Origin of the sequence: Spiroplasma endosymbiont of Sarcophaga carnaria, assembly GCF_964019595.1 — a bacterium.
GTDB classification, from domain to species: domain Bacteria; phylum Bacillota_I; class Bacilli_A; order Mycoplasmatales; family Mycoplasmataceae; genus Spiroplasma; species Spiroplasma poulsonii.
Window position 1 is genome coordinate 1,382,131 of sequence record NZ_OZ026456.1, and the last position, 23,231, is coordinate 1,405,361.

Annotated in this window: 31 protein-coding genes, 1 tRNA gene and 2 pseudogenes; 24 read left to right on the forward strand and 10 right to left on the reverse strand. The window is 26.5% G+C overall.

Annotated features, from left to right (window positions below):
• The first annotated feature begins 99 nt into the window (after nt 1–99).
• Entirely contained in the window at nt 100–1,215 is a 1,116-nt protein-coding gene (locus AACK91_RS07920; RefSeq protein WP_338965699.1) for a hypothetical protein, read from the forward strand.
• A gap of 313 nt (nt 1,216–1,528) precedes the next feature.
• Here AACK91_RS07920 and AACK91_RS07925 read toward each other — a convergent pair whose 3' ends face one another.
• A complete protein-coding gene (locus AACK91_RS07925; RefSeq protein WP_338963247.1) occupies nt 1,529–2,491 on the reverse strand; it encodes an IS1/IS1595 family N-terminal zinc-binding domain-containing protein in 963 nt (320 codons plus the stop codon).
• A gap of 527 nt (nt 2,492–3,018) precedes the next feature.
• On the opposite strand from AACK91_RS07925, the gene thyA reads away from it, so the two are divergent.
• The 8 genes from thyA to AACK91_RS07965 all read left to right on the forward strand — a co-directional run bounded on the left by thyA (nt 3,019) and on the right by AACK91_RS07965 (nt 9,272).
• Nucleotides 3,019–3,888: a thymidylate synthase gene (thyA, locus tag AACK91_RS07930; protein ID WP_338965702.1), complete on the forward strand. Its 870-nt coding sequence runs from the start codon at nt 3,019–3,021 to the stop codon at nt 3,886–3,888.
• Nucleotides 3,888–4,370, forward strand: coding sequence for a dihydrofolate reductase (locus AACK91_RS07935; protein ID WP_338965705.1), 483 nt, complete (start codon nt 3,888–3,890; stop codon nt 4,368–4,370). The genes thyA and AACK91_RS07935 overlap by 1 nt, the downstream gene beginning before the upstream one ends.
• Before the next feature lies 1 nt (nt 4,371).
• The gene (locus AACK91_RS07940) at nt 4,372–5,163 is read left to right on the forward strand and encodes a lysophospholipid acyltransferase family protein (RefSeq protein ID WP_338965707.1); all 792 of its coding nucleotides are present in this window, start codon (nt 4,372–4,374) and stop codon (nt 5,161–5,163) included.
• A 20-nt stretch (nt 5,164–5,183) separates the two neighbouring features.
• Nucleotides 5,184–6,494 carry a thymidine phosphorylase gene (locus AACK91_RS07945; protein ID WP_338965710.1) on the forward strand — a complete coding sequence of 437 codons (1,311 nt, stop codon included), beginning with the start codon at nt 5,184–5,186 and terminating at the stop codon, nt 6,492–6,494.
• 101 nt (nt 6,495–6,595) lie between these two features.
• Nucleotides 6,596–7,357: a segregation/condensation protein A gene (locus tag AACK91_RS07950; RefSeq protein WP_338965712.1), complete on the forward strand. Its 762-nt coding sequence runs from the start codon at nt 6,596–6,598 to the stop codon at nt 7,355–7,357.
• A 5-nt stretch (nt 7,358–7,362) separates the two neighbouring features.
• Nucleotides 7,363–7,911, forward strand: coding sequence for an SMC-Scp complex subunit ScpB (scpB, locus tag AACK91_RS07955; protein ID WP_338965714.1), 549 nt, complete (start codon nt 7,363–7,365; stop codon nt 7,909–7,911).
• Nucleotides 7,911–8,654: a pseudouridine synthase gene (locus AACK91_RS07960; RefSeq protein ID WP_338965717.1), complete on the forward strand. Its 744-nt coding sequence runs from the start codon at nt 7,911–7,913 to the stop codon at nt 8,652–8,654. The genes scpB and AACK91_RS07960 overlap by 1 nt, the downstream gene beginning before the upstream one ends.
• Before the next feature lie 15 nt (nt 8,655–8,669).
• Nucleotides 8,670–9,272, forward strand: a complete 603-nt coding sequence (locus tag AACK91_RS07965) for a deoxynucleoside kinase (RefSeq protein ID WP_040093117.1) — start codon at nt 8,670–8,672, stop codon at nt 9,270–9,272.
• Nucleotides 9,273–9,315: 43 nt separating this feature from the next.
• On the opposite strand, the gene AACK91_RS07970 is transcribed toward AACK91_RS07965, so the two are convergent.
• Complete coding sequence (locus AACK91_RS07970; protein WP_127092690.1) at nt 9,316–9,879, reverse strand: inorganic diphosphatase; 564 nt, start codon at nt 9,877–9,879, stop codon at nt 9,316–9,318.
• Nucleotides 9,880–10,012: 133 nt separating this feature from the next.
• Here AACK91_RS07970 and AACK91_RS07975 point away from each other — a divergent pair, with 133 nt between their 5' ends.
• From AACK91_RS07975 to AACK91_RS08000, 6 genes are all read left to right on the forward strand, one after another.
• Complete coding sequence (locus AACK91_RS07975) at nt 10,013–10,198, forward strand: lipoprotein (protein ID WP_338965720.1); 186 nt, start codon at nt 10,013–10,015, stop codon at nt 10,196–10,198.
• Nucleotides 10,199–10,218: 20 nt separating this feature from the next.
• Nucleotides 10,219–10,533, forward strand: a complete 315-nt coding sequence (locus tag AACK91_RS07980; protein WP_338965723.1) for a hypothetical protein — start codon at nt 10,219–10,221, stop codon at nt 10,531–10,533.
• Nucleotides 10,500–10,961, forward strand: a complete 462-nt coding sequence (locus AACK91_RS07985) for a hypothetical protein (protein ID WP_338965726.1) — start codon at nt 10,500–10,502, stop codon at nt 10,959–10,961. The genes AACK91_RS07980 and AACK91_RS07985 overlap by 34 nt, the downstream gene beginning before the upstream one ends.
• Nucleotides 10,962–11,351: 390 nt before the next feature.
• Nucleotides 11,352–11,543 (forward strand): hypothetical protein, encoded by a 192-nt coding sequence (locus tag AACK91_RS07990; protein WP_338965728.1) that lies wholly within the window; start codon nt 11,352–11,354, stop codon nt 11,541–11,543.
• 100 nt (nt 11,544–11,643) lie between these two features.
• The gene (locus AACK91_RS07995) at nt 11,644–12,066 is read left to right on the forward strand and encodes a hypothetical protein (protein WP_338965731.1); all 423 of its coding nucleotides are present in this window, start codon (nt 11,644–11,646) and stop codon (nt 12,064–12,066) included.
• A 27-nt stretch (nt 12,067–12,093) separates the two neighbouring features.
• The gene (locus AACK91_RS08000; RefSeq protein WP_338965734.1) at nt 12,094–12,219 is read left to right on the forward strand and encodes a hypothetical protein; all 126 of its coding nucleotides are present in this window, start codon (nt 12,094–12,096) and stop codon (nt 12,217–12,219) included.
• Between the two features lie 169 nt (nt 12,220–12,388).
• Here AACK91_RS08000 and AACK91_RS08005 read toward each other — a convergent pair.
• The 6 genes and pseudogenes from AACK91_RS08005 to AACK91_RS08030 all read right to left on the reverse strand — a co-directional run.
• Nucleotides 12,389–13,518 (reverse strand): annotated as a pseudogene (locus AACK91_RS08005) (spiroplasma phage ORF1-like family protein); the annotation flags it as partial.
• Between the two features lie 9 nt (nt 13,519–13,527).
• Nucleotides 13,528–13,764 (reverse strand): hypothetical protein, encoded by a 237-nt coding sequence (locus tag AACK91_RS08010; protein WP_338965737.1) that lies wholly within the window; start codon nt 13,762–13,764, stop codon nt 13,528–13,530.
• Nucleotides 13,764–14,171, reverse strand: coding sequence for a hypothetical protein (locus AACK91_RS08015; protein WP_338965739.1), 408 nt, complete (start codon nt 14,169–14,171; stop codon nt 13,764–13,766). The genes AACK91_RS08010 and AACK91_RS08015 overlap by 1 nt, the downstream gene beginning before the upstream one ends.
• Nucleotides 14,164–15,176: pseudogene (locus tag AACK91_RS08020) on the reverse strand (hypothetical protein). Before AACK91_RS08020 ends, AACK91_RS08015 begins: the two are co-directional and overlap by 8 nt.
• A complete protein-coding gene (locus tag AACK91_RS08025; RefSeq protein WP_338965741.1) occupies nt 15,176–15,379 on the reverse strand; it encodes a DUF2649 family protein in 204 nt (67 codons plus the stop codon). Before AACK91_RS08025 ends, AACK91_RS08020 begins: the two are co-directional and overlap by 1 nt.
• A 138-nt stretch (nt 15,380–15,517) precedes the next feature.
• The gene (locus AACK91_RS08030) at nt 15,518–15,967 is read right to left on the reverse strand and encodes a DUF3627 domain-containing protein (RefSeq protein WP_338965743.1); all 450 of its coding nucleotides are present in this window, start codon (nt 15,965–15,967) and stop codon (nt 15,518–15,520) included.
• Nucleotides 15,968–16,078: 111 nt separating this feature from the next.
• Between AACK91_RS08030 and AACK91_RS08035 the strand changes: the two genes are divergently transcribed.
• From AACK91_RS08035 to AACK91_RS08045, 3 genes are all read left to right on the forward strand, one after another.
• On the forward strand, nt 16,079–17,041 hold the full coding sequence (locus AACK91_RS08035) for an IS1/IS1595 family N-terminal zinc-binding domain-containing protein (protein WP_338963247.1): 963 nt from the start codon (nt 16,079–16,081) through the stop codon (nt 17,039–17,041).
• Between the two features lie 46 nt (nt 17,042–17,087).
• Nucleotides 17,088–17,351 carry a hypothetical protein gene (locus AACK91_RS08040; protein WP_338965745.1) on the forward strand — a complete coding sequence of 88 codons (264 nt, stop codon included), beginning with the start codon at nt 17,088–17,090 and terminating at the stop codon, nt 17,349–17,351.
• 122 nt (nt 17,352–17,473) lie between these two features.
• Nucleotides 17,474–18,178 (forward strand): ECF transporter S component, encoded by a 705-nt coding sequence (locus AACK91_RS08045; RefSeq protein WP_338965746.1) that lies wholly within the window; start codon nt 17,474–17,476, stop codon nt 18,176–18,178.
• Between the two features lie 127 nt (nt 18,179–18,305).
• On the opposite strand, the gene AACK91_RS08050 is transcribed toward AACK91_RS08045, so the two are convergent.
• A complete protein-coding gene (locus tag AACK91_RS08050) occupies nt 18,306–19,268 on the reverse strand; it encodes an IS1/IS1595 family N-terminal zinc-binding domain-containing protein (protein ID WP_338965748.1) in 963 nt (320 codons plus the stop codon).
• 130 nt (nt 19,269–19,398) lie between these two features.
• Between AACK91_RS08050 and AACK91_RS08055 the strand changes: the two genes are divergently transcribed.
• From AACK91_RS08055 to tig, 3 genes are all read left to right on the forward strand, one after another.
• Nucleotides 19,399–19,475: transfer RNA gene (locus AACK91_RS08055), tRNA-Arg, on the forward strand.
• A 113-nt stretch (nt 19,476–19,588) separates the two neighbouring features.
• The gene (locus tag AACK91_RS08060) at nt 19,589–20,347 is read left to right on the forward strand and encodes a DUF3196 family protein (protein ID WP_338965750.1); all 759 of its coding nucleotides are present in this window, start codon (nt 19,589–19,591) and stop codon (nt 20,345–20,347) included.
• A 116-nt stretch (nt 20,348–20,463) separates the two neighbouring features.
• Complete coding sequence (tig, locus tag AACK91_RS08065) at nt 20,464–21,759, forward strand: trigger factor (protein ID WP_338965753.1); 1,296 nt, start codon at nt 20,464–20,466, stop codon at nt 21,757–21,759.
• 23 nt (nt 21,760–21,782) lie between these two features.
• Here tig and msrB read toward each other — a convergent pair whose 3' ends face one another.
• Entirely contained in the window at nt 21,783–22,220 is a 438-nt protein-coding gene (gene msrB, locus AACK91_RS08070; RefSeq protein WP_338965755.1) for a peptide-methionine (R)-S-oxide reductase MsrB, read from the reverse strand.
• 92 nt (nt 22,221–22,312) lie between these two features.
• Between msrB and AACK91_RS08075 the strand changes: the two genes are divergently transcribed.
• The 3 genes from AACK91_RS08075 (at nt 22,313) to AACK91_RS08085 (ending at nt 22,976) form a co-directional block, all read left to right on the forward strand.
• Nucleotides 22,313–22,468 carry a hypothetical protein gene (locus AACK91_RS08075; protein ID WP_338966616.1) on the forward strand — a complete coding sequence of 52 codons (156 nt, stop codon included), beginning with the start codon at nt 22,313–22,315 and terminating at the stop codon, nt 22,466–22,468.
• 107 nt (nt 22,469–22,575) lie between these two features.
• On the forward strand, nt 22,576–22,725 hold the full coding sequence (locus AACK91_RS08080) for a hypothetical protein (RefSeq protein WP_004027793.1): 150 nt from the start codon (nt 22,576–22,578) through the stop codon (nt 22,723–22,725).
• A complete protein-coding gene (locus tag AACK91_RS08085) occupies nt 22,725–22,976 on the forward strand; it encodes a hypothetical protein (protein WP_338965757.1) in 252 nt (83 codons plus the stop codon). Before AACK91_RS08080 ends, AACK91_RS08085 begins: the two co-directional genes overlap by 1 nt.
• Nucleotides 22,977–23,231: the final 255 nt, after the last annotated feature.

The window sequence follows — 23,231 nt, forward strand, 5'->3', positions numbered from 1 at the left end:
TTTCTTTTATTTTTGACAATAATTTTATTTATTTTTTTGCAATTTTATAGTATAATATACTTATCAAACAAAATGGCATATTAAAGTGGGGGGTATCACATGAATAATAGTGGAGTAAAAACTACCGAAGGAATAGACAATAGTTCGATTTCTTTTAATACTAACAATACTACAGGTAGTGGTAGTTTATTTAATCAAAATCCTCCGTTAACACCATTGTCAAAGCCAATTAAGGTTCCGTTAGACAATGATGGTTTTAAAGCAGGACCCAATCCGGCTTTTAATCCATCATATATTTCACAAGCATTAGGAATTAATGGAACAACATTACAAGCACAATACAACAAACCAATTTATCAACCAATTATATATCAACCATATCTAATACCAGTTGTAAATAACGCGCCTAATATGGGAATGAATCAGTATGGGATGATGCCACAATTTCCAGGAATGATGATGGGATATCCACAATTTCCAGGAATGATGATGGGATATCCACAATTTCCAGGAATGATGATGGGATATCCGCCGTTGGCGGGACCAGATTTAACACAACAATATCAACCGATGCCACAACAAACACCTCAAGAAGCTAACCATTCAGGACAAGAAAAACAAGCACATGATGATGGTAGTCATTTTGCAATTATGAATCCAGATTTAATGAAACATCAACATAAAGATGATGGTTATTTTGGTGGCTTTAATGATGATTTTGATGATGATATTGCTCCATTTTCAAATCCTAATTCAGGTGGTAATGATTTTGGTTCAGATTTTAATACGGGAAGTAATTTTGGACAACTAAATCCAAATTTTGGTCCAGCAAATAACTTTAATGATCAAGGGCCAAGTTTTGGACCAACACCAGACTTTAATGCTGCCCCTAGTTTTAACACTCCAAGTGATTTTAATTCAACTTCAGAATTTAATCCAAATGGTGCAGGCTTGGGACAAATGGAACCAGTTAAAATGCCATTTGCACAAGGTAATAATCTTAATCAAAGAATGAATAATGCAAACCTTTGGGGCTATGCCGAAGATTCAGAAAAACGAAGATTACCAATATGAGCAATCGTATTAATTGTTGTCTTGGCGGTCTTAATTGTTGCAGTAGTAGCGATTGTTATGTTGTACTTTAACTTACAAGCAGTTCATGATTTAATTAATGGTTGATTTGGTCTTGATGTTCCGTTTGACCCCTGATTTTAAAAAATATAAAAACAAGGAATCATTCCTTGTTTTTATATTTTTTTATTATTAATAAAAAAAGTCTAGATAAGGGTTAAATCTAGACTTCTTATACATTATTTATATTTGAAAGGTTATATTTGAAAAAATTATTTTGTTATATATTTTAGGTCGTTAATTTATTTTGCTTGTATTATTTTATCATACTTGTGGTGGTAAAGTGCTCTTTTTAACCTTTAATTTTGTCGAAAACTCTTGATGAAATAAAAAAAATCATCAATATGACAATTTGAAAACTAATTTTGTGTAAGATTATGATTTTGCTTTAAATTTTTTAAACGTTAAAATATAATACCGTTGATTGTTGGTTTGGTGTTAAACCTTTGTGTTGGTATTTTCATTTTCAGAGCTTTAAATAATTTTGAATATTAGTGAAACCCAAACCATGATAATGAATTAAGGCTTCTTTAAGACTGGATTGTAATTTACTAATCTTATTTAACTTTTGATAACTAGTATCAGGGTTTGTACTAGTTTTGGTGGAATATAGAGTAGAATTTGTTTGTTTTGCTACTAATAAATATAGTGGTTGCATATCAGAAATAATTATTGATTTTTCTTTAATTAGTTGCTTATTCATATTTTCAATAATCCATTGTTTTTGTAATCTTTTGGTATTGGTGGATTGAACAAAAATATTATTATTGCTATCAACTGCCATTTGAATACAGCATTTGGTATCAGTTGAAAATGGATCGAGATGAGTTTTTCGTTTATCAAATTTATCTTTAAAATTGCCTTTATGAATTTCTTTAATAAATGTTTCATCCATTTGGATTTGACCATTTAATTTTTTAAATTTTAACTGTGTATTTTCTAATTGTTTTGATTGCATTAATTTTTGTCGATTATATCAAGCGGTTTTTGGGGTTGTTTTAATAAAACGAGAAATTATTTTACTAGATTGTCCTAACAATGAAATTTGAATTAATAAATTTCACTGTTCATAATTTAAATGACTTCAATAAGTAAAATGATGACGAAATGCATCAAAACTAGCACGACATTTTTTACATAAATATTTTTGTTTTCCTTCGGAATTATGACCATTTTTAACACAATGAAAAGATTTGCAATTAGGACATATAATGCCTTTATCTCTAAATTTTTGATCAATTTCATTTAAACGTTTTTGTTTTTTAATTAAGTCTGCTTGTTGTTTTATTTTTTCATAAAATTCTAAAAATTGATCATCTGTTAAGCTATTTATTAATTCTGTAATTATTTTTTTCATCATTTATTTACCTCTATATATTAAAAATATACCTAATTTTAGGTATATTTTATAAATATCAAGAGTTTTCGACAAAATTAAAGTTTTTAACTTTAAAAAATCAAACGACAAAACCTAAGCATACTAATAGAACATTTTGATTTGGTTTTGAAAACCGATTAATTTTGCGAATAATTTGTTTATTATATTGGCAATTATTTTCTTCGTTGATTAAAGTAACTTCTGTTTCATTAATAACATTTTCTTGATGAATTGAATTAGTTAAAATATAAGCATAATCAAATTCTGTTTTATTTTCATATTTACTACGAAGAGGATTAAAAGTTCCAGGAATAAATAAACTTAATGAAAACTTAATTTTTTAATGATATGTTTTAAAAATTTATTCATTGCTATTCACCTCTTATGATTATTCATATGATAACATAAAAAAATAATATTGTTAATATTTTTTTTATTTTTTCTGATGATTTTATTTTGAAATAAGGTAAGATTTAAGTATGGAAAAATAGAAAACAAGGTGAAAATTAATGGAACAATATCTTAAGATGGCACGGTTTATTTTAGATCACGGTCAAGACAAAGATGATCGAACAAATACTGGTACAATTTCTTATTTTGGTTATCAAATGCGTTTTAATTTACAAAAAGGTTTTCCGTTATTAACAACAAAAAAGGTTCATTTTAAATCAGTTGTCTATGAATTATTATGGTTTATTAAAGGTGATACGAATATTAAGTATTTAGTTGATAACAATGTTCGAATTTGAAATGAGTGACCATATGAAAAATATAAAGCATCATCACAATATCAGAATGAGTCATTACCTGAATTTGTGGAAAAGATTAAAACCGATGCTGCTTTTGCAACTGCTTTTGGTGATTTAGGACCGGTATATGGAAAACAATGACGAAACTTTAATGGTGTTGATCAGTTAGTGACTTTGCTAGATAATTTAAAAACAAATCCATATTCACGTCGCCATATTATTAGTGCTTGAAATCCAGCCGAGGTTGAGGAAATGGCGTTACCGCCATGTCATACTTTAATGCAATTTTATGTTTCAAAAGATAATAAATTAAGTTGTCAATTATATCAACGTAGTGCTGATGTGTTTTTAGGTGTTCCTTTTAATATTGCAAGTTATTCATTGTTAACGCATTTAATTGCACAAGTTTCAGGATTAGAAGTTGGTGATTTTGTTTATACGTTGGGAGATTGCCATATTTACAAAAATCATCTTGCGCAAATTAATGTGCAGTTAACAAGAACACCACACAAATTACCGACATTGAAATTAAACCCAACAATTAATTCTTTATTTGATTTTTGTTATGAAGATATTACCCTTGAAAATTATAATCCAGATTCATTAATTAAAGGAGATGTTGCTGTTTAATGATTAAGTTATTATGAGCAATGGATGAAAATAATTTAATTGGAAAAAATAATCATTTACCATGACATTTAAAAGAAGAGTTACAACATTTTAAAAGAACAACAGTTGGGCAAACAATATTGCTTGGTCGTTTAACTTACGAAGGAATTGGTGGACCATTACCAAATCGAAAAACATTAGTTTTAACAACTAATCAAAATTATGTTATTAATCATCCTGATGTTAAAGTAGTAACAAATTTGAATGATATTATCAATATTTATCAGTACAATCCAACAGATGATATTTACATTTGTGGTGGGAAAAAAATTTATGAAGCAACCTTACCGTATGCTGATGAATTAATTATTAGTTATATTAAAGGCAAATATGAAGGAGACACTTATTTTCCAACATTTGATTTAGCACAATTTATTTTAATTAAAACCGTTGAATCAGAGCAATTTGTAATAAAATATTATAAGAGAAAGGAACAAAGTTAGTATGTTAAATATTTGAAAAATTATCCTTACATGGCCACGGTTTTTACGAACAATTACGAAGGCAAAAAGTATTAGTAAAAAAATTAAGCGTGATCCCAATATTATTTCTGAAGAATATCGTTACCATTGATTGCAAAAACGGACACGTTATATGTTGTGGGTGTATGATGTTAAAATAATTGTTCATGATCGTGACAATTGAGTTGATAAAGGTTGCTTAATGGTGGCTAATCATCAATCAAATGTTGATTCAGCTTTATTATTTGTTTTAAATGATTTTAACAAAACAGCACCGTGTGCTTTTATTGCTAAAAAAGAATTAGCAAATGATAAAACATTTAAAAATTTTTTAACATTAATTGATGTTTTATTTTTAGACCGTGATAATCCTCGTCAAGCTTTAGAGTTAATGAAAGAAGCTAATGATTTAATTCGAGTGCCAAGAACAATGGTTGTTTTTCCGGAAGGAACTCGTAGTCGTAATCAAGAAATGGGGGAATTTCATGCCGGTAGTTTTAAAATTGCTCAGAAAGCACATGCGCCAATTATTCCAGTTTCAATAATTAATTCTTATCCAATCTTTAATAAGGAATATAAAAAAAAGGGAAAAAAATATGTTCATATTGTTTTCCATAAACCAATTAAACCAGATACCTTTATGACAAAACCAACAGAGTTAATTGCGAATAATGTTAAACAAATTATTCAAAAGGGAATCGAACAATACCATGATGTCGATCACAAAAAAGCTTATTTAGAATATAAAGCTTCATTAAAGAAAAAAAACACATAACGTAAAAGGAACTAGTAACTATGAATATTTTAGCTTTAATTGATAAAAAGAAATATGGTCAAGAATTAACTCGTGAAGAAATTAATTTTATTGTGGAAGGTTACACAACGGGGTTAATTCCCGATTATCAAATGTCAGCCTTTTTAATGGCAATTTATTTTCAAGCAATGTCTATTTCTGAAATTTCATTTTTAACCGAAGCGATGATTAATTCAGGTGAAATTTATGATTTATCATCAATTCCCGGATTTAAAGTTGATAAACATTCTTCTGGCGGAATTGGGGATAAGGTTAGTTTAATTTATGCACCATTAGTTGCTGCTTTTGGTTTGAAAGTTGCAAAAATGTCTGGCCGTGGTTTAGGGCAAACGGGTGGTACAATTGATAAATTAGAGAGCATTCCTGGATTTAAAGTTGAAATTCCCTTTTCTGAATTTGTTAAAATTATTAATCAAACAAATTTATCAATTATGTCACAATCGAATAATATTGTTCCAGCTGATAAGAAAATCTATGCGTTACGAGATGTAACAGCAACTGTTGATTCTTTACCATTAGTTGCTGCCAGTATTATGTGTAAAAAAATTGCAACAGGAAGTGATGGCATTGTTTTAGATGTTAAGTGCGGAAGTGGTGCTTTTATGAAAACAATTTCAGAAGCACGAAAATTAGCTCAAATTATGGTTGAATTAGGAATTAAATTTAATAAGAAAATTGCGGCGGAAATTACTAATATGTCCCAACCATTAGGACGTGCAATTGGTAATGTAATTGAAATTTATGAAGTTTTGCAAACATTAAAAGGAACAGGACCAGATGATTTAAACTATATTGTGGCTGAATCAGCAGCGTTAAGTTTATTCCAAGCTGGTTTATTTACCGATTTAGCATCAGCTGTTGTTGCTTGTCAAGAAAAATTACAAACGGAAGAACCTTTAAGCTATTTCCGTGCTTTTATCAAGGCTCAAGGTGGCGATTTAAGTTTTATTGATAATAATTTACCGCTAAAAGATATTTTAAAGGTAAAAAATATTATTGAAATTAAAGCAGAGCAAGCTGGATATATGGAAATTACTGATACAAATGAATTAGGCTTATTAGCTGTTCGCTTGGGAGCAGGCCGAACAACAAAAGATGAAGTGATTGATTATCATACTGGAATTTATCTTAATAAAAAAACAGGTGAAAAAGTTGCTGTTGGTGATGTGGTAATGACTTTATATACTAATCGTTATGTTACTGAACCAGTTTATGAATGAGTAAAACAAACTTTTAAAATTACTAGTACAAAACCACGTGAACAAGAATTAATTTATGAAATAATTCAGTAAAAAAGTGATTCATTTAAAATCACTTTTTTACTTATAACATCTTTAATTTTTTTAAAATATCGTTATTATTAATTAAGAGTATAAAAAACAGGAGAAAGAGAATGCTAAATTTGTCGCGTTATGAAGTAAAACTTGATAATTTTTCAGGACCATTAGATTTACTTTTACACTTAGTAAAGGAAAAGGAAATTGATCTTTTTGATATTAAACTAACAGAAATTACTGATCAGTTTTTAGCTTATATTCGGGAAATGGAACAATTAAACATTGAAATTGCATCAGAATATTTAACTATGGCAAGTTATTTAGTTGAAACAAAAACAAAGTTAGTCTTGCCAAAAGAAGAAGTTGAGATTGACGATAACTATGAAAAAGATTCACGTGATGAATTAATTAATCGTTTGTTAGAATACAAAAAAATTAAGGAAGTTAGCCAATATTTTAAAGACCAACATCAAGAAGGAATTCAATATTTATCAAAACCACGAACAATTATTAAGGGTGATGTCGTTAGAGAAGAAGAATTACCATTGTCATCAAAAATTAATATTGATAAATTAACAAATAGTTTTTTAAAGATGTTAGAACGAATTAATGCAACAAAACCATTAGAATCAAATGTTGTTATTACTGAAATTTCACCAGAGGAAATGGCAGATCGAATTATGTTTTTCTTATTAAATGAAGACAAAGAGTGATTATTAGAAGATTTATTAAGTAATTTTGATCTATCATTACAAGTTTTTGTTGCTTGTTTTATTGCTTTATTAGATTTAGCTCGTCATCAAAAAATTGAGATTGAACAATATCAACATTTAGAAGCAATTTATATTCGAAAATATATGAAAAAAGAAGGGAATTAAACTAAATGAAGTTAGATGAAAAAATAGCCTTATTGGAGGGTTTACTATTTATTAGTGGTGATGAAGGAATTAGTTTAAAAGAAATTGCCCATATTCTTGAAATTTCAGAAGTAGAGAGTAATGAATTGTTACTAAAATTAAAAACAGAATATCAAACAAATAAGATGCGGGGATTAACAATTACAACATTTGCTGATAAATATCGGTTAACAACCAAAAAAGAATACCATAGTTTCTATTTAAAATTAGCAAACAATAAAATTGAAGCACGGTTATCACAAGCAGCATTAGAAACATTAGCAATTATTGCTTATCGGGGTCCAATTAGTAAGCCAGAAATTGAAGAATTACGGGGAGTTAATTCTGACAATGTAATTCAAAAATTACGAGCACGGGAGTTAATTGAAGAAGCTGGGAAAAGTGAACTGCCTGGAAAACCAATGACTTATCAAATTACAAATGAGTTTTTAAAAGTTTTTAATTTAACTTCATTAGCAGATCTCCCACAAATTAAAGAAGCAACTGTTGATAATGATCAGGAATTATTTAAATAATGGAGCGATTACAAAAAGTTATTGCTGCACGGGGTTATTGTTCTCGGCGTAAAGCAGAAGAGTTAATTGTTCAGGGACGAGTAAAGGTTAACAATATTGTTGTGACAACGTTAGGAACAAAAGTTGGTAAGGATGATCAAATTTATATTGATAGTAAACTTCTTATTGATAAAAATAATGAAAAAGTTTATTTAATGTTAAATAAACCACGAAATTGTGTTTCAACAATGTATGATCCCCAACACCGTAAAACGGTTTTAAATTATGTTAAAGGTGTTCCACAACGAATTTATCCAGTTGGTCGCTTAGACTATGATACGAGTGGTTTATTACTATTGACTAATGATGGTGAATTTACTAATATTATTACACACCCAAGTCATATTATTAATAAGACCTATCGTGTTTTAGTTTCTGGTTGTCTTGTAAAACACCAGTTGCACCAATTAGCAACATGGGTAGAAATTGAACCAGGTATTGTTACAAGTTCTGCACAGGCAAAATTAGTAAAATACCAAGAAGATAAAGATGTTTCTATTTTGTTATTAACAATTCATGAAGGAAGAAAACATCAAGTTAAAAAAATGATTCAAGCAGTTGGCCATGAAGTTCTTAAATTAAAACGAATTGCAATTGGTTTTTTAGAATTAGATGAAGCTTTAAAACCGGGCGAGTGGCGCTTTTTAAAACCGAAGGAAATTAAACGTTTTTTTGGGATAGCATCACAATTAAAAACAAAATAAAGGAGAGAAAACACAATGCGAATTACATTAGCTGGAGTTGTTGGAGTTGGGAAATCAACTGTTAGTAAAATGCTAGGAGAAAAACATCAATATATGGTGATGGATGAACCAGTTGAAGAAAATCCATATTTAGATCAATATTATGCCGACCCTAAGGATATGGCTTTTAAAATGCAAGTGTATATGATAATGGCGCGAAGCAAGCAATTAAAACAAGCAAAAATAACATCAAATATTATTTTTGATCGAAGCATCCTTGAAGATCCAATTTTTGTTGATGTTTTATATGAATTGGGATACATGAATAATACGGATTATAAAGTTTATAAAGAATTTTATGATGTTGTTGTTTTACAAAGTCTATACTTAGATGAAAATATTAAACCAGAATTAGTGGTTTATCTACGAGTTGATCCTGAAATAGCAATGGAACGAATTATTAAAAGGGGACGAGCTAGTGAACAAAACGTTGGCAATGCTTATTGAATTTTGTTGAACCGTAAATATGAAGAATGATATGAACGGGTAAAAGATAAGTTTAATTTTTTAGTAATTGATGCAAACGATAAAACACCAGAAGAAATTGTAGCAATAATTTCAGAGAAGTTAACTGACTAATCCAATAATAAAAAAATACTATTGTTAACAATAGTATTTTTTATTAGGCTTGTCCTAATCATTTTTCTTTTCAAATTTGCATTACAGCATCTTTTCCTTTTGTTTCTAAAAGGTCTTTATATTCAATATAACGTTCTTGACATTCTTTAATTTCTTTTAAAGCTTGGTCTAAACCACTTCATCCGTTAATTTTAACTTCTTTTTTTTGCAATGCTTTATATTGTAAGAAGAAGTTTTCAATTTCATCACGAAGATGTTGTGGAACATCTTCTAATTTTTGAATATGATTAAAACGAGGATCATCAGCAGCAACTGCCATTAATTTAGTATCAATTTCACCATTATCAATCATATTAATTGTTCCTAAAACGCGAACATTAATTTGACACCCGGGCATTGTTGGATATGAAATTAGTGAAATAACATCTAGGGGATCACCATCTCAATCTAAAGTATTTTCAATAAAACCATATTCACCAGGATAAAAATTAGCACCATATAAAACACGATCTAAGATAATACGACCAGTTTTAAGGTCGTATTCATATTTATTACTACTTCCTTTTGGAATTTCAACTATAATTGGTAAAACATTATTTTTACTCATTGTTTTCTTCCTTTCATTAATTTCCTAATTATTAATATAACATAGAAAAAATAATAATGTTATTATTTTCTTTTTTACTTGCTTTTTTTATAATAAATATGAAAAATATATTATTTTTCGGAGGAAAAAATAAATGAAAAAATTATTAACTATTTTAGGAAGTTTAACATTAACTACTATTGGAACGGTTAATATTGTTAGTTGTACGGTAAAACCAAATGACAATAGTAATGATGCAAACGGTAGTATGCAAAACGATATGGCAATTTTAACTAAAATTGCCAGCACAGTACCATTGAAGAAGTTACAAAAGTTTTAGTTAATTATTTTAAAAATTATGTGAATGTTGTTGTTGATAAAACTAATGAATTTAAATCAATTTATGATAATTTTCAAGTAAATTATGTTGGGGATGTTAAATCGTTAGATGATATTTTTGTGACTAAATTACGTCAGAACATTAGAGATGATAAAACAATTTCCCTACAATTAAAAGAAGGAATTGCTTTTGATGATACTTGTTATAAACGATTAATGAAAGTAGTATCCTCAACAATTACAGCTGAAAATTCTGGACAAATTCCAAAAAATCTTGATTTAGGAAATTATCAGTCAGCATTATGAGCGGGAGAAGGGTTAATCCCGGTGGATTAACAACTGAAAATTTTGTTAAAGCTTACAAAGAAAGTTTACCAGTTTTCAATGTCGATAAAGAAAATATGATGTTAGCAAAATTAAATGTCAATTTAAATTATATTAGTGTTTATGGTTTACCATTATCAGGAGCATTAATGATTAATAATCAAATTTATGAAAGTAATATTTTAATTAGTAGTCAAGGATTAACAACAAAATTAACTAATTTTGGAAAAATTATTGTTGCTTTTCATAATTATTATAATATTGATATTCGGAAACGAAAATGTGAAAACACTTGGAACAATGTAATTAGCAATTCTAGTGTTTTTCATGTCAAAGATGTATTATCGGATTTAAAAGATAACATTAGTAGTAAAAATAAAATCTTGAAAAAATTATTAGCTAATTTTAAGAAAAGTGAAATAGCACAGGGAAGGGATTAGTTGACCTTAACTTATTTAATATTTATAATTTAATTGACAATACTTCAACAAGGGTTGGAACTAGTGGTTATACGAAAGGCAAAATTATTTTTGATGTTTCTAATGGTTCATTATGTTTAGCATTTTCTTTTGGAATAACAAGAATGGATTCAATTTTCTATGGGGCATATGGCGCTAATAATGGGCAAGCATCTAATCATCTTTGAAATGCATGGCTTTTAATTGACCAATAATTATGAAAAATTGTTTTAATAATTACTTGAATTATTAAATAAATAACTATTTTTATTAAAATATTATAAATAATTTTAAAAAGAAAATGATTTTCTTTTTTTCATTATATAATATCATCATCTTAGTTTAAGCTAAGAAAAGAAAGGTGAAATGAAAATGAAAAAACTACTAAGTTTATTAACTATACTAACGATTAGTACTAGTTCAATGACAACATTAGTTGGAATGACACCAAATGAAACTACGAATGATTCTATTAATTATAATCATTTACAACAAAATAATATTTTACAAAATAATACTAATACTACTACTAATAATCCAAATACTAAAGGAATAATATCTTAAACAAATTAAATTATGAGGATTAGGTCAAAAGGGCTTAGCTGGGGATACATAATATAAAGGAGAAATTGGAATTGATATTTTAAACAAAAAAATCATCTTTTTGGGAAATGATGTTCCTTTTCATGTCTATTATAATGGAAAACGATTAAGTCGAAACCACATAACTTATAAAGTAATTAATATTAAAGATGAAAAAAATAAAATGGTTAAACAGATTTATATTAATGGTATGGACAGTATGAAAACTATTATTAAACGAAATAAGTTAGAAGATGGAATACCTTATAAAGAAAACTATTCAATTAGTATGTGATCTGCTGAACCAAACCGCACCGGGATATGACAAAATCAATTAATAAGACAAAAATCAACTAGTCACAGTGTTAAATTAGTGAAAACTGAATTAGATAATTTTATTCTGGCACTTAAAGCAAATGACATAAAATCATCTGCAGCAAATCAAGAATTAGAAGCGTTAAATAAAAAATTAGCGGCTTTGGAACAAGAAAAAAATAAACTATAACAAGAAAAAACAGAGCTTAAAAATAAGTTGGATTCAACTACGCAAGAAAAAACAGACTTAGCAAATAAATTTGCTGAAAAAACTGCAGAGAATGATAAGCTTAAAACAGACTTAGAAAAAGCAAAAGAGGTATTTTCAGATAATTTTAAATAGGTTTATTTGAAGTAATTTAATAAATTATTTTTTAGTGTGCTTAATTTTCCTTAAAATAAAATAAAAACTATAAATATTTTGATTTTTAAAAATTTATAATTGATTTTTTATGATTTTTATTGTATTATTTGACTAATAAGATTTGTTGCACTTCATTTTACATAATTCCTTTCATAAAAGTAAACAAAAAACCTAAATCATCAGTATACCAATAACTATTTGCATTATTACCATCCCAATATTGTTTAAAATGTGTTAATTCTAAACTACCAGCAATAATATTTTTATTTTCATCAATTGTTAAAATCATCCGATAAATTGATTTTCTAGTTAAAATAACATCAGGTTTTCAATCTAATTTTTCCATATTATTAATAATTTCAAAATCAAAAATTATTCTTTCACTACCCAAATTTGGGTCATCATAGTTTGGATTACCACCTTGCTGTATTCTAATATTTTCTTGAACAATTACATCAATATACTTTAATAAAAAAGAACGAACCTTTTGATAATCATTATCAGTATAAAAAAGAAGATTACCTTGATTATCTATTTCAGGAACTTGTTTATCAGTTGGAATACTTGTATTTTCTCATCTGTATATTGACTTTAAAAATGGATATGTTGTTTTAATACTTGTACTTGTTGTAAAATGAATTAAATCTATTGCATATACTGCATCAGTTGAATTAGTTGATTTAGATATTAATATATATCATTTATTAGTTGGTCCATGGTTCAATTCATCTCCTGAATATCATTTTCAATTCTGAAATTTTAAATTAACTTGTTGCAAATTGTCAATACTTTTTTCTAATTTATTAATTATTTCAACAGTATTAAAATACTTAGCAAAAGAATAAGAAAAATTTGTTAATTCTTTTAGAAATTGTTTTTTATCAACATCATAAAATTTATCAATGTTATATTGTTTAACATAACTATCTCAATTTTTGTATAAATCCATAAATTCATTACTGGGTTTATCAAATGAAATCCCCGTTGAATAACTATCCTTTAAAAAATCTAAATATCATTTATCATTATAAGTTAATGATTGCGATGTTTTTAAAGTTGGATTAATAAAATAATTGGTTTCAGACCAATTTTCAAAAAAACTACTGCGTAAAAACATTGTATTAATAAAATCAGTTTCATTCATTCCTGTTGTTTGTTGATTAACAGTATAATTTTGTTGATTTAACGGTTTAAATGCTGTGTTAAAGTAATAAAAGGAATAATTAAACCTAAAAGCCCTAAAAGTCCTATTGAAAATAAAGAAAATAATTTTTTCATAAATAACTCCTAACTATATAATGTTTTTGAAACAATAAACCCAACAATATATAAACTTGATATTGTTAACATTAACGGATGACTAAACAAAATTGCCATCTTACCAAATAAAGAAAGTAAAAAAGTATCTGAGTTATATAAATCCATAATAATATTTTTTGCTGATGTTAATTGATTAATAATAACTGTAATAAAACAAGTACCAAATATAGCAATTGCCGCAACCAATAAAACTAGTCTAATCATTATTTATGCACTCTCCGATATCCTTGTTCTCTTGTTTTTGCTTGTTTTGCTAAACTTGATAATTGTTGTTTATTACGATTAATTTTAAACTGTTTACGCTCTGTAATATGTTTTTGCATACCTTGTTTAGTATCTGAAACTCCACGAGCAGTCGCAGAATAAATATTTGATACCCCCGTTTGTACTATTGAACCTAATTCGTTATATTGCGTTCTTGTTCCGTGAATCGCATAAATTGATAATTTAATAACCATAAAAAAGATTAAAAAATAAGCAATCGTTATATTTGTCATTGGTAATTTAGTATTTCAAATAACATCAAAAACAAATAAAAAAGTATCAAAAATAAAACTAAAAATCTTATTTCAATTATCGTTATTAACGCTTTCACTTAATAAATTACTCATTTTTTATCTTTCCTTTCCCTTTTTTTGCTTTTAAATTTTCTTTCAAAATATCAATATCAAACAATTCTAAGCGTTGTTTATTGTTTAATTTTGATATATCTTTTCAAAAGTATTCTTTTTTATTAATAACTTCATCATTTTTTAAATCACGAACAAAACTTAATCAATGACTATCATATTTCTGTGCAAATTCTAATGGAATAATTATTTTAAAAAACCGAATTCCTAACCCAACATCCGACTTATGTTTTGCTCGTTTACCTTCGGCTGTTCGTTCTACTGATTTTGTTTTTCAAATTTCATAATCCGTAATATCTTGAAAAATACCAATTCGCATAATAAAGAAACGATTAAAAAAATTAAATCCTTTTTAGCAATAGGTTTTTTCAATGAAATTGGAATAATAATACCGCTTGCTAATTGTCGGATATTATTTCAAATCATACCCTCACGCTGAGCTGTAAATAAAGCACGATTACCAAAATGTCTTGCTAATACAATTCACGGAATTTTACCACTATGAACTTTTTTAACTTCGTGGGGACTAGTTCCATCAATATATAAAAAACTCTCATCAAATAAAATTAAAATATCATCTGGTGGTACTAATTTGGTTCTATCAGTAAAATCTAAATTATTAAAAGTTAAAAGTTTTATTGCATCATCTTCAATTGGAAAATTACTATAAATTTTCTTCGTTAAAAGTTTCATAACTTGTGATAAAAAAGTTAAAAGTAATGTTTTTCCCGTCCCTAACTTACCAATAATTACTGATAACGGATTATCTCAAATAAAGTAAACTAAACGAAAAACATTTAACTGATAAAATATATTTTTTCAAACTCATCATACAAAATAAACACATTGCAAAGCAAATAATAATCAAAATACTAAACCAGTAAAATTTAAAGAAACTATCCAAAGTAATAAATCAATTAGACTAAACAAAACCATTGAACCACTAATATAACAAAATTTTATTAAAAAAAATGCAAACTTTTTCATTACTTAAAATACCCAATTATTTTAAAAATCATTCACAATAAGAACCAAGTTAAAAATAAAATAACAATTCAAACACCAACCATCAAAGTTAAATATTCATTCTGTGTCAAAGTCCAAGTTGTAATACTTTCAACATTTGTTTTATTTATAAACAAAAAGACATGAATAAAAAACTCTTTTAATTTTTCTCAATCATTTTGCATATTTAAAAACTCCACATTTTCTGAATAAGTTTAAAAAACATTCCAAAAAATAAAATGATAAATAACACAAACGATATAACATATAAAAATTCAGGGGCATTTGAGCCAATAATATAACTAACAAATTGAACTCAATAATTATATAAACTCATTATCTAATTCTTCTAAATCGCGAATTAATTGTTCTACTTTTTCATCATTTCAATTTATTAAATTATTATTGTTATTTGTTTTTACTTTTTTAGGTTCATTTTGAAATAATGTTTTATGCATACGCGTAAAATAGTTTTGTTTATATTGATTATACAAATCAATTATTTCTGTTCCAGTTAAAAATTTTCAATCATGTTGTTTTAAATTTTCATCATATTTTACAATACGATAAGAATTATCATAAATCAAACCGATTGCTACTTGTTCTGAATGTTTTTCACTCGGATAAATAAATTTATTACTTAATCAAAAACCAATATGGCGATTATGATTAGGTAAATTTATAAATGAAGCTTTATCAGTCTGAAAAACTATGAATTCTTTACGAATAAAATAATTCTCTATATTTTGATTTTTCTTAACAAAATTACTCAATTTTATCAACTCCTTAATAAACATTTTTTTTCTTTAATTTTGTCGAAAACTCTTGATATTTATAAAATATACCTAAAATTAGGTATATTTTTAATATATGGAGGTAAATAAATGATGAAAAAAATAATTACAGAATTAATAAATAGCTTAACAGATGATCAATTTTTAGAATTTTATGAAAAAATAAAACAACAAGCAGACTTAATTAAAAAACAAAAACGTTTAAATGAAATTGATCAAAAATTTAGAGATAAAGGCATTATATGTCCTAATTGCAAATCTTTTCATTGTGTTAAAAATGGTCATAATTCCGAAGGAAAACAAAAATATTTATGTAAAAAATGTCGTGCTAGTTTTGATGCATTTCGTCATCATTTTACTTATTGAAGTCATTTAAATTATGAACAGTGAAATTTATTAATTCAAATTTCATTGTTAGGACAATCTAGTAAAATAATTTCTCGTTTTATTAAAACAACACCAAAAACCGCTTGATATAATCGACAAAAATTAATGCAATCAAAACAATTAGAAAATACACAGTTAAAATTTAAAAAATTAAATGGTCAAATCCAAATGGATGAAACATTTATTAAAGAAATTCATAAAGGCAATTTTAAAGATAAATTTGATAAACGAAAAACTCATCTCGATCCATTTTCAACTGATACCAAATGCTGTATTCAAATGGCAGTTGATAGCAATAATAATATTTTTGTTCAATCCACCAATACCAAAAGATTACAAAAACAATGGATTATTGAAAATATGAATAAGCAACTAATTAAAGAAAAATCAATAATTATTTCTGATATGCAACCACTATATTTATTAGTAGCAAAACAAACAAATTCTACTCTATATTCCACCAAAACTAGTACAAACCCTGATACTAGTTATCAAAAGTTAAATAAGATTAGTAAATTACAATCCAGTCTTAAAGAAGCCTTAATTCATTATCATGGTTTGGGTTTCACTAATATTCAAAATTATTTAAAGCTCTGAAAATGAAAATACCAACACAAAGGTTTAACACCAAACCAACAATCAACGGTATTATATTTTAACGTTTAAAAAATTTAAAGCAAAATCATAATCTTACACAAAATTAGTTTTCAAATTGTCATATTGATGATTTTTTTTATTTCATCAAGAGTTTTCGACAAAATTAAAGGAATTAAATAATAAAAATATAGGTGGCACTTGATATACTAATGATAAAAAAACATATGCTACTGCATATGGTGAATTATTTTTAGATTTTAAATTTATTAATAATACAATTAATGCTAAACTTAGAGCGAAGGCTACTGCTTTTAATCCAACTTTTTTAGGATGAACTAAAACACAAACAAAATTTAAATTTAAAATTATGGTTATTTAATTTTATAAATACAAGCATAATAAAATTATTAAATTAAATGGTGTAAAATTAGTTTTACACCATTTTTATTTTAAAATTTGGTATATTTTTAAAAATAATTTATAATTATAAAGGGTGATAAAATGCAAACCAAAGCAAAAAGATTATTCTGTTTAGATACAAAAAAAGTGGCAGCAACGGCAATTATTATTGCCCTATATGTTCTGTTATCATGACTAAGTAAAATATTAAACTTAGCAGTTTTTCCTGTTGCGCCGTTTTTAAAAATAGAATTAACTGATTTTTTGATGTTATGGGCTGTACGGTTAGTTGGAATTATTTATGCCAGTCTTTTAACAATTAGTGTTAGTTGATTACGAATAGCTTATTTAGGTGACGGGCCAATTGATGTTTTTGCTTTAATGTTAGCTGATTTAATTTTTTTAATTGTGTTTTGATTAGGCGATGTTTTTCTTCGAAAAGGAATTAATCGTTTAATTAAAAACAAAACTTCAAAAAAGACAGAATATTTAATCACAACAAGCAACGTTATTTTAGCAATTATAGCTGTTTCATTTTTAATGACTTTGTTTAATTGATTGTTTATTTATGATATGTATGCGCGCTTTTTAAATTATACGCCAGAAGCAATTCAATGATTTAAAAGTATTTTAGTTCCGGTGATAATTTCATTTAATTTATTGAAATTTACAATTAATGGGGCAATTTTTATTGCAATTTATCGTGTTATTATTCATTTAGAAAAACAATTTGGTATTGTAAACATAAGTTCAAAGCAAAAAGAACCACTCTATGATTTTGATATTTTTGATGAAATTTATTTTTAAAAAGCAAACTTATTTTATTGAAAATAACTTTAATTTTGTCGAAAACTCTTGATGAAATAAAAAAAATCATCAATATGACAATTTGAAAACTAATTTTGTGTAAGATTATGATTTTGCTTTAAATTTTTTAAACGTTAAAATATAATACCGTTGATTGTTGGTTTGGTGTTAAACCTTTGTGTTGGTATTTTCATTTTCAGAGCTTTAAATAATTTTGAATATTAGTGAAACCCAAACCACGATAATGAATTAAGGCTTCTTTAAGACTGGATTGTAATTTACTAATCTTATTTAACTTTTGATAACTAGTATCAGGGTTTGTACTAGTTTTGGTGGAATATAGAGTAGAATTTGTTTGTTTTGCTACTAATAAATATAGTGGTTGCATATCAGAAATAATTATTGATTTTTCTTTAATTAGTTGCTTATTCATATTTTCAATAATCCATTGTTTTTGTAATCTTTTGGTATTGGTGGATTGAACAAAAATATTATTATTGCTATCAACTGCCATTTGAATACAGCATTTGGTATCAGTTGAAAATGGATCGAGATGAGTTTTTCGTTTATCAAATTTATCTTTAAAATTGCCTTTATGAATTTCTTTAATAAATGTTTCATCCATTTGGATTTGACCATTTAATTTTTTAAATTTTAACTGTGTATTTTCTAATTGTTTTGATTGCATTAATTTTTGTCGATTATATCAAGCGGTTTTTGGGGTTGTTTTAATAAAACGAGAAATTATTTTACTAGATTGTCCTAACAATGAAATTTGAATTAATAAATTTCACTGTTCATAATTTAAATGACTTCAATAAGTAAAATGATGACGAAATGCATCAAAACTAGCACGACATTTTTTACATAAATATTTTTGTTTTCCTTCGGAATTATGACCATTTTTAACACAATGAAAAGATTTGCAATTAGGACATATAATGCCTTTATCTCTAAATTTTTGATCAATTTCATTTAAACGTTTTTGTTTTTTAATTAAGTCTGCTTGTTGTTTTATTTTTTCATAAAATTCTAAAAATTGATCATCTGTTAAGCTATTTATTAATTCTGTAATTATTTTTTTCATCATTTATTTACCTCCATATATTAAAAATATACCTAATTTTAGGTATATTTTATAAATATCAAGAGTTTTCGACAAAATTAAAGCAAAATTAAAGGAAAATAATCTTTAATGTATGTTATGATTTCTATGGTATGCCCACGTAGCTCAGTAGGATAGAGCATGCGCCTTCTAAGCGTAGGGTCGTGAGTTCGAATCTCTCCGTGGGCGCCATTTAATTTGCAATAAAAAATACCTTATTTAATAATTTAAATAAGGTTTTATTTTTTCTAAAATTGTTATAATGATATTACAAAATAATTAACAATATGAGGAGGAGTTATTAAATGTCAACATCATTAAATTATTACGATGAATTAATTAATGAAATTGAAGAATTAATTGATAATAGTAATTATAATGACGCACTAACAAAGCTTAAAACCGAGTTAACAATGCCCTATATTCCTCAAAATATCGAAAAGAAGTTAGAAACATTATTAAAAGAAGTTAATGCTAAAATGCTTGAACAACAACCAAATCCTAATTCCGTTTGAACCCTTGCAAAAATTAGTGAAATTTTAACAAATCCAACGGATGAAGAAACTCAATTATTAGCCTTTCATTATTTGAAGGATCAAAATTTGCGTAAAATTTTACCAGTAATTCGTAAATACCTTGTTAATAAAAAGGTTTCTAATTTTGCTAAAATTTATTTATTATATTTATTAAAAGAACAAGAAATCAACAAAGTTTTTCAGGTTCAAAAAACAAATGGGTTTTTTAAATTAAATCCGCAGGAAATGACCCCATATCAAGAAGAAGAGCAAGTTAAGTTAGTGCTACAATTATTAGACCAATGAGTTTATAACGATAATCCTAGTTTATATCATACTTGTTTATATTTATTAGAAACATATTATTATGATTTATATCCGCACTTTATTGTTAACAATGAAATTGAAGCGTTAGCGGTTGCGATTATTTATCAGGGCCAAGTAATGTATAATGAAAAAATTACCATTAAAGTATTAGCAGAACAATTTGATGTTGCATTACCAATTGTCCAAAAATATTTATTATCCTTAAATAATAAGACTTTATAGGCTAAATATCGCAACAAAACAACTAAAAATAAAAGAAAAATAATAAAAAAACTATTTTAAATCATTCTTTTTGTTATAATGATTTATGTGAAAAATAGTTAGGTAAGGAGTAAAATATGAAATTTAAAGCAGAAAAAATTCAAGATAAAGGAATCGGAAAATGATATGTAACGATTGATGGAACAGAATGAACAGATTATGTTAAAAAAGCAGAAACGAAAGCAGCAAATGAGTTAGAAATTCCTGGTTTTCGAAAAGGAAAAGTTCCAGCTGATTTATTAAAAAAACATTTAACAGAAGCAAAGATTTTAGATGCCGCGCATCATATGGTTGTTAATAAAGCTTATCAGTTTGCTTTTGACGAAAAATCAGAGATTGAACCATTTTCTTCACCAACACCAAGTGTTAAAAAAATTACTTGAACAGAATACATTTTAGAATTAGAATTTGATTTGAAACCAGAAGTTAAAATTAATAAATATACTGGGTTTAAACATGACCACTTAAAAAAAGAAGAGATTGAAGTTAAAAAAGAAGAGATTGAAAATAACATTGATCAATTACGTAACCGTTTTGCAATTTTTAAACCAAAAACAACTTCAATTACAACAGGAGATACTGTTATTTTTGATTTTGAAGGATTTGTTGATGATAAACCATTTAAAGGAGGAAAAGCGACTGATTTTACCTTGGAAATTGGTAGTAATCAATTTATTCCAGGTTTTGAAGAAGCAATGATTGGGTTAAAAACAGGAGATCAAAAAGATATTAATGTTACTTTTCCTGCCGATTATCAAGTTGAAGAATTGAGATCAGCTCCTGCAGTTTTTAAGTTAAATATTAAAGAAATAAAAGCAAAAGAGTTACCAGAATTAAATGATGAATTAGCAAAAGATATTAATTTAAAGGGAATTGATACTTTAGCTAAATTAGAAGAATATGTTAAAAATAATATTAAAGAACAATTAGTAAAACAAGAATATGATCATTTTATTGGGCACTTATTCCGTTTAATTGCTGAAGATTCAGAAATTGCATTACCAGAATCAATCATCCGGAAAGAAGCTAATCAATTGAAACATGAGTTTGAACAAAAGCTACAAGCACAACAAATGGATATGAAAACTTACAAAAAACGAACAGGAATGTCTGAAGAAGATATTTTTGAAGAATTATTTAAAGATGCTAAAAATCGTTTAGAAAATGGGGTTATTGTTGACGCCGTTGTCCAAGCGGAAAAAATTGTTGCAACCACCGAAGAATGTGAAACACAATATGAAAAATTAGGTAAACAATTTGGGATTGATGCAAAAACATTAAAAGAAACAAAATTAGTATCAGAACAACAAGTAAAAGACCAAGTAATTCATGATAAAGTATTTGCTTTTTTATATGATAATAACGGTGAATAAAATAAAACTAACATTTGTTAGTTTTATTTTATTAAAGGGATATATGCTTCATAACCAGCATTTGTCATCTCTGATAAGGGAATAAAACGTAATGCAGCAGAGTTAATACAATAACGGAACTCACCATCAGCTTGCGGACCGTCATTAAAACGATGCCCTAAATGAATCTTTGTTTTGTTAGTACGAACTTCTGTTTGTGTCATTCCGAAGGAATGATCTACTTTTTCTTGGAGTAAAGTTTTATCAATTGGTTTGGTAAAACTGGGTCAACCACAGCCAGCACCATATTGATTAGAAGAAACAAATAAGGGTTCTCCTGACAGAATATCAACATAAATCCCTTTTTCGTGATTATTTCAGTATTTATTTTGAAAAGGTGGTTCGGTCGCATTTTCTTGCGTTACTTCATATTCTAATGGTGTTAAATCAGTAATGTTTAAGGTTGTTCAAGGTTTTTTCATGGTAATCCTTCTTTCTTTGATTAGAATAATCTTATCATTATAAAAAATAAAAGCTTAAAACTTTAATCTTTTTAAGGATAGGCATCGTGTAAGTGAAGTGCAACAAATCAACTCAGAAAGGAGTTGATTTTTTAATGGAAAGAAAACATTATTTTATTTTACGGTCCTTAGTAACTAAGTGTTGAAAAGATAATGTTATTAATACGGTAAATAATATTGTAATTAATAATGAAAAAGAAGATGAATAAATTATCCGCATAATTTATTAGCGGTAATTTATTCAATATAGTTTATTTTGAGCGTAGCGAACACGCGAAGCGTGCCGCGAAAATTAGATTTTTAGGAGGAATAAGTTATGCCAGTTTGATTAACGACAATTTTTAGTGTTGTTATTATATTAGGTATTTTTGCGTGAATTGGTTTATCAATTTATCAAAAAATTCGCCAAATTCGAGGAAAGAAAAAAGATAAAAAAGAAATTGAAAATAAGGAGGATAAAAAATAATGTTAGGTATGTATTTAACAACAGCAATTAATTTTTTAGCAGTTGGTGATAAACCTACTATTTCAGATGTAATGGGTTCTATTTGAAGTGGTTTAGGGCAAGCAATGATGAAAGTTAAAGAAGCAATTTATGCTGTATTACCACAATTAATGACCTTTTTAGGTGATGCGTGAATTATTTTAATTCCATTTGGTATTTTTGTTATCATTAAGATTTTAAACTTTTTCCGTGTTATGGTTAAAGGATTTTAATATTTATTATTATTGATCATATATCTTAGCTATGGCACACTAGCTTTTATGTGAGTTGATTAAATAATTTTGTTGTTTATTTTTGTATTACACACTGTCTATAAGTTATTATTGAAATTATTAGTAATGAAATAATTGTTTTAAAGTAGGATTTAATAAAAATAAGAATATTTTTATTAAGGGTCATATTAATAGTAGTTTTGGAATATAAATTTTTATAATATTCTTTATAAATATATCTACTTTCTTTTTAAA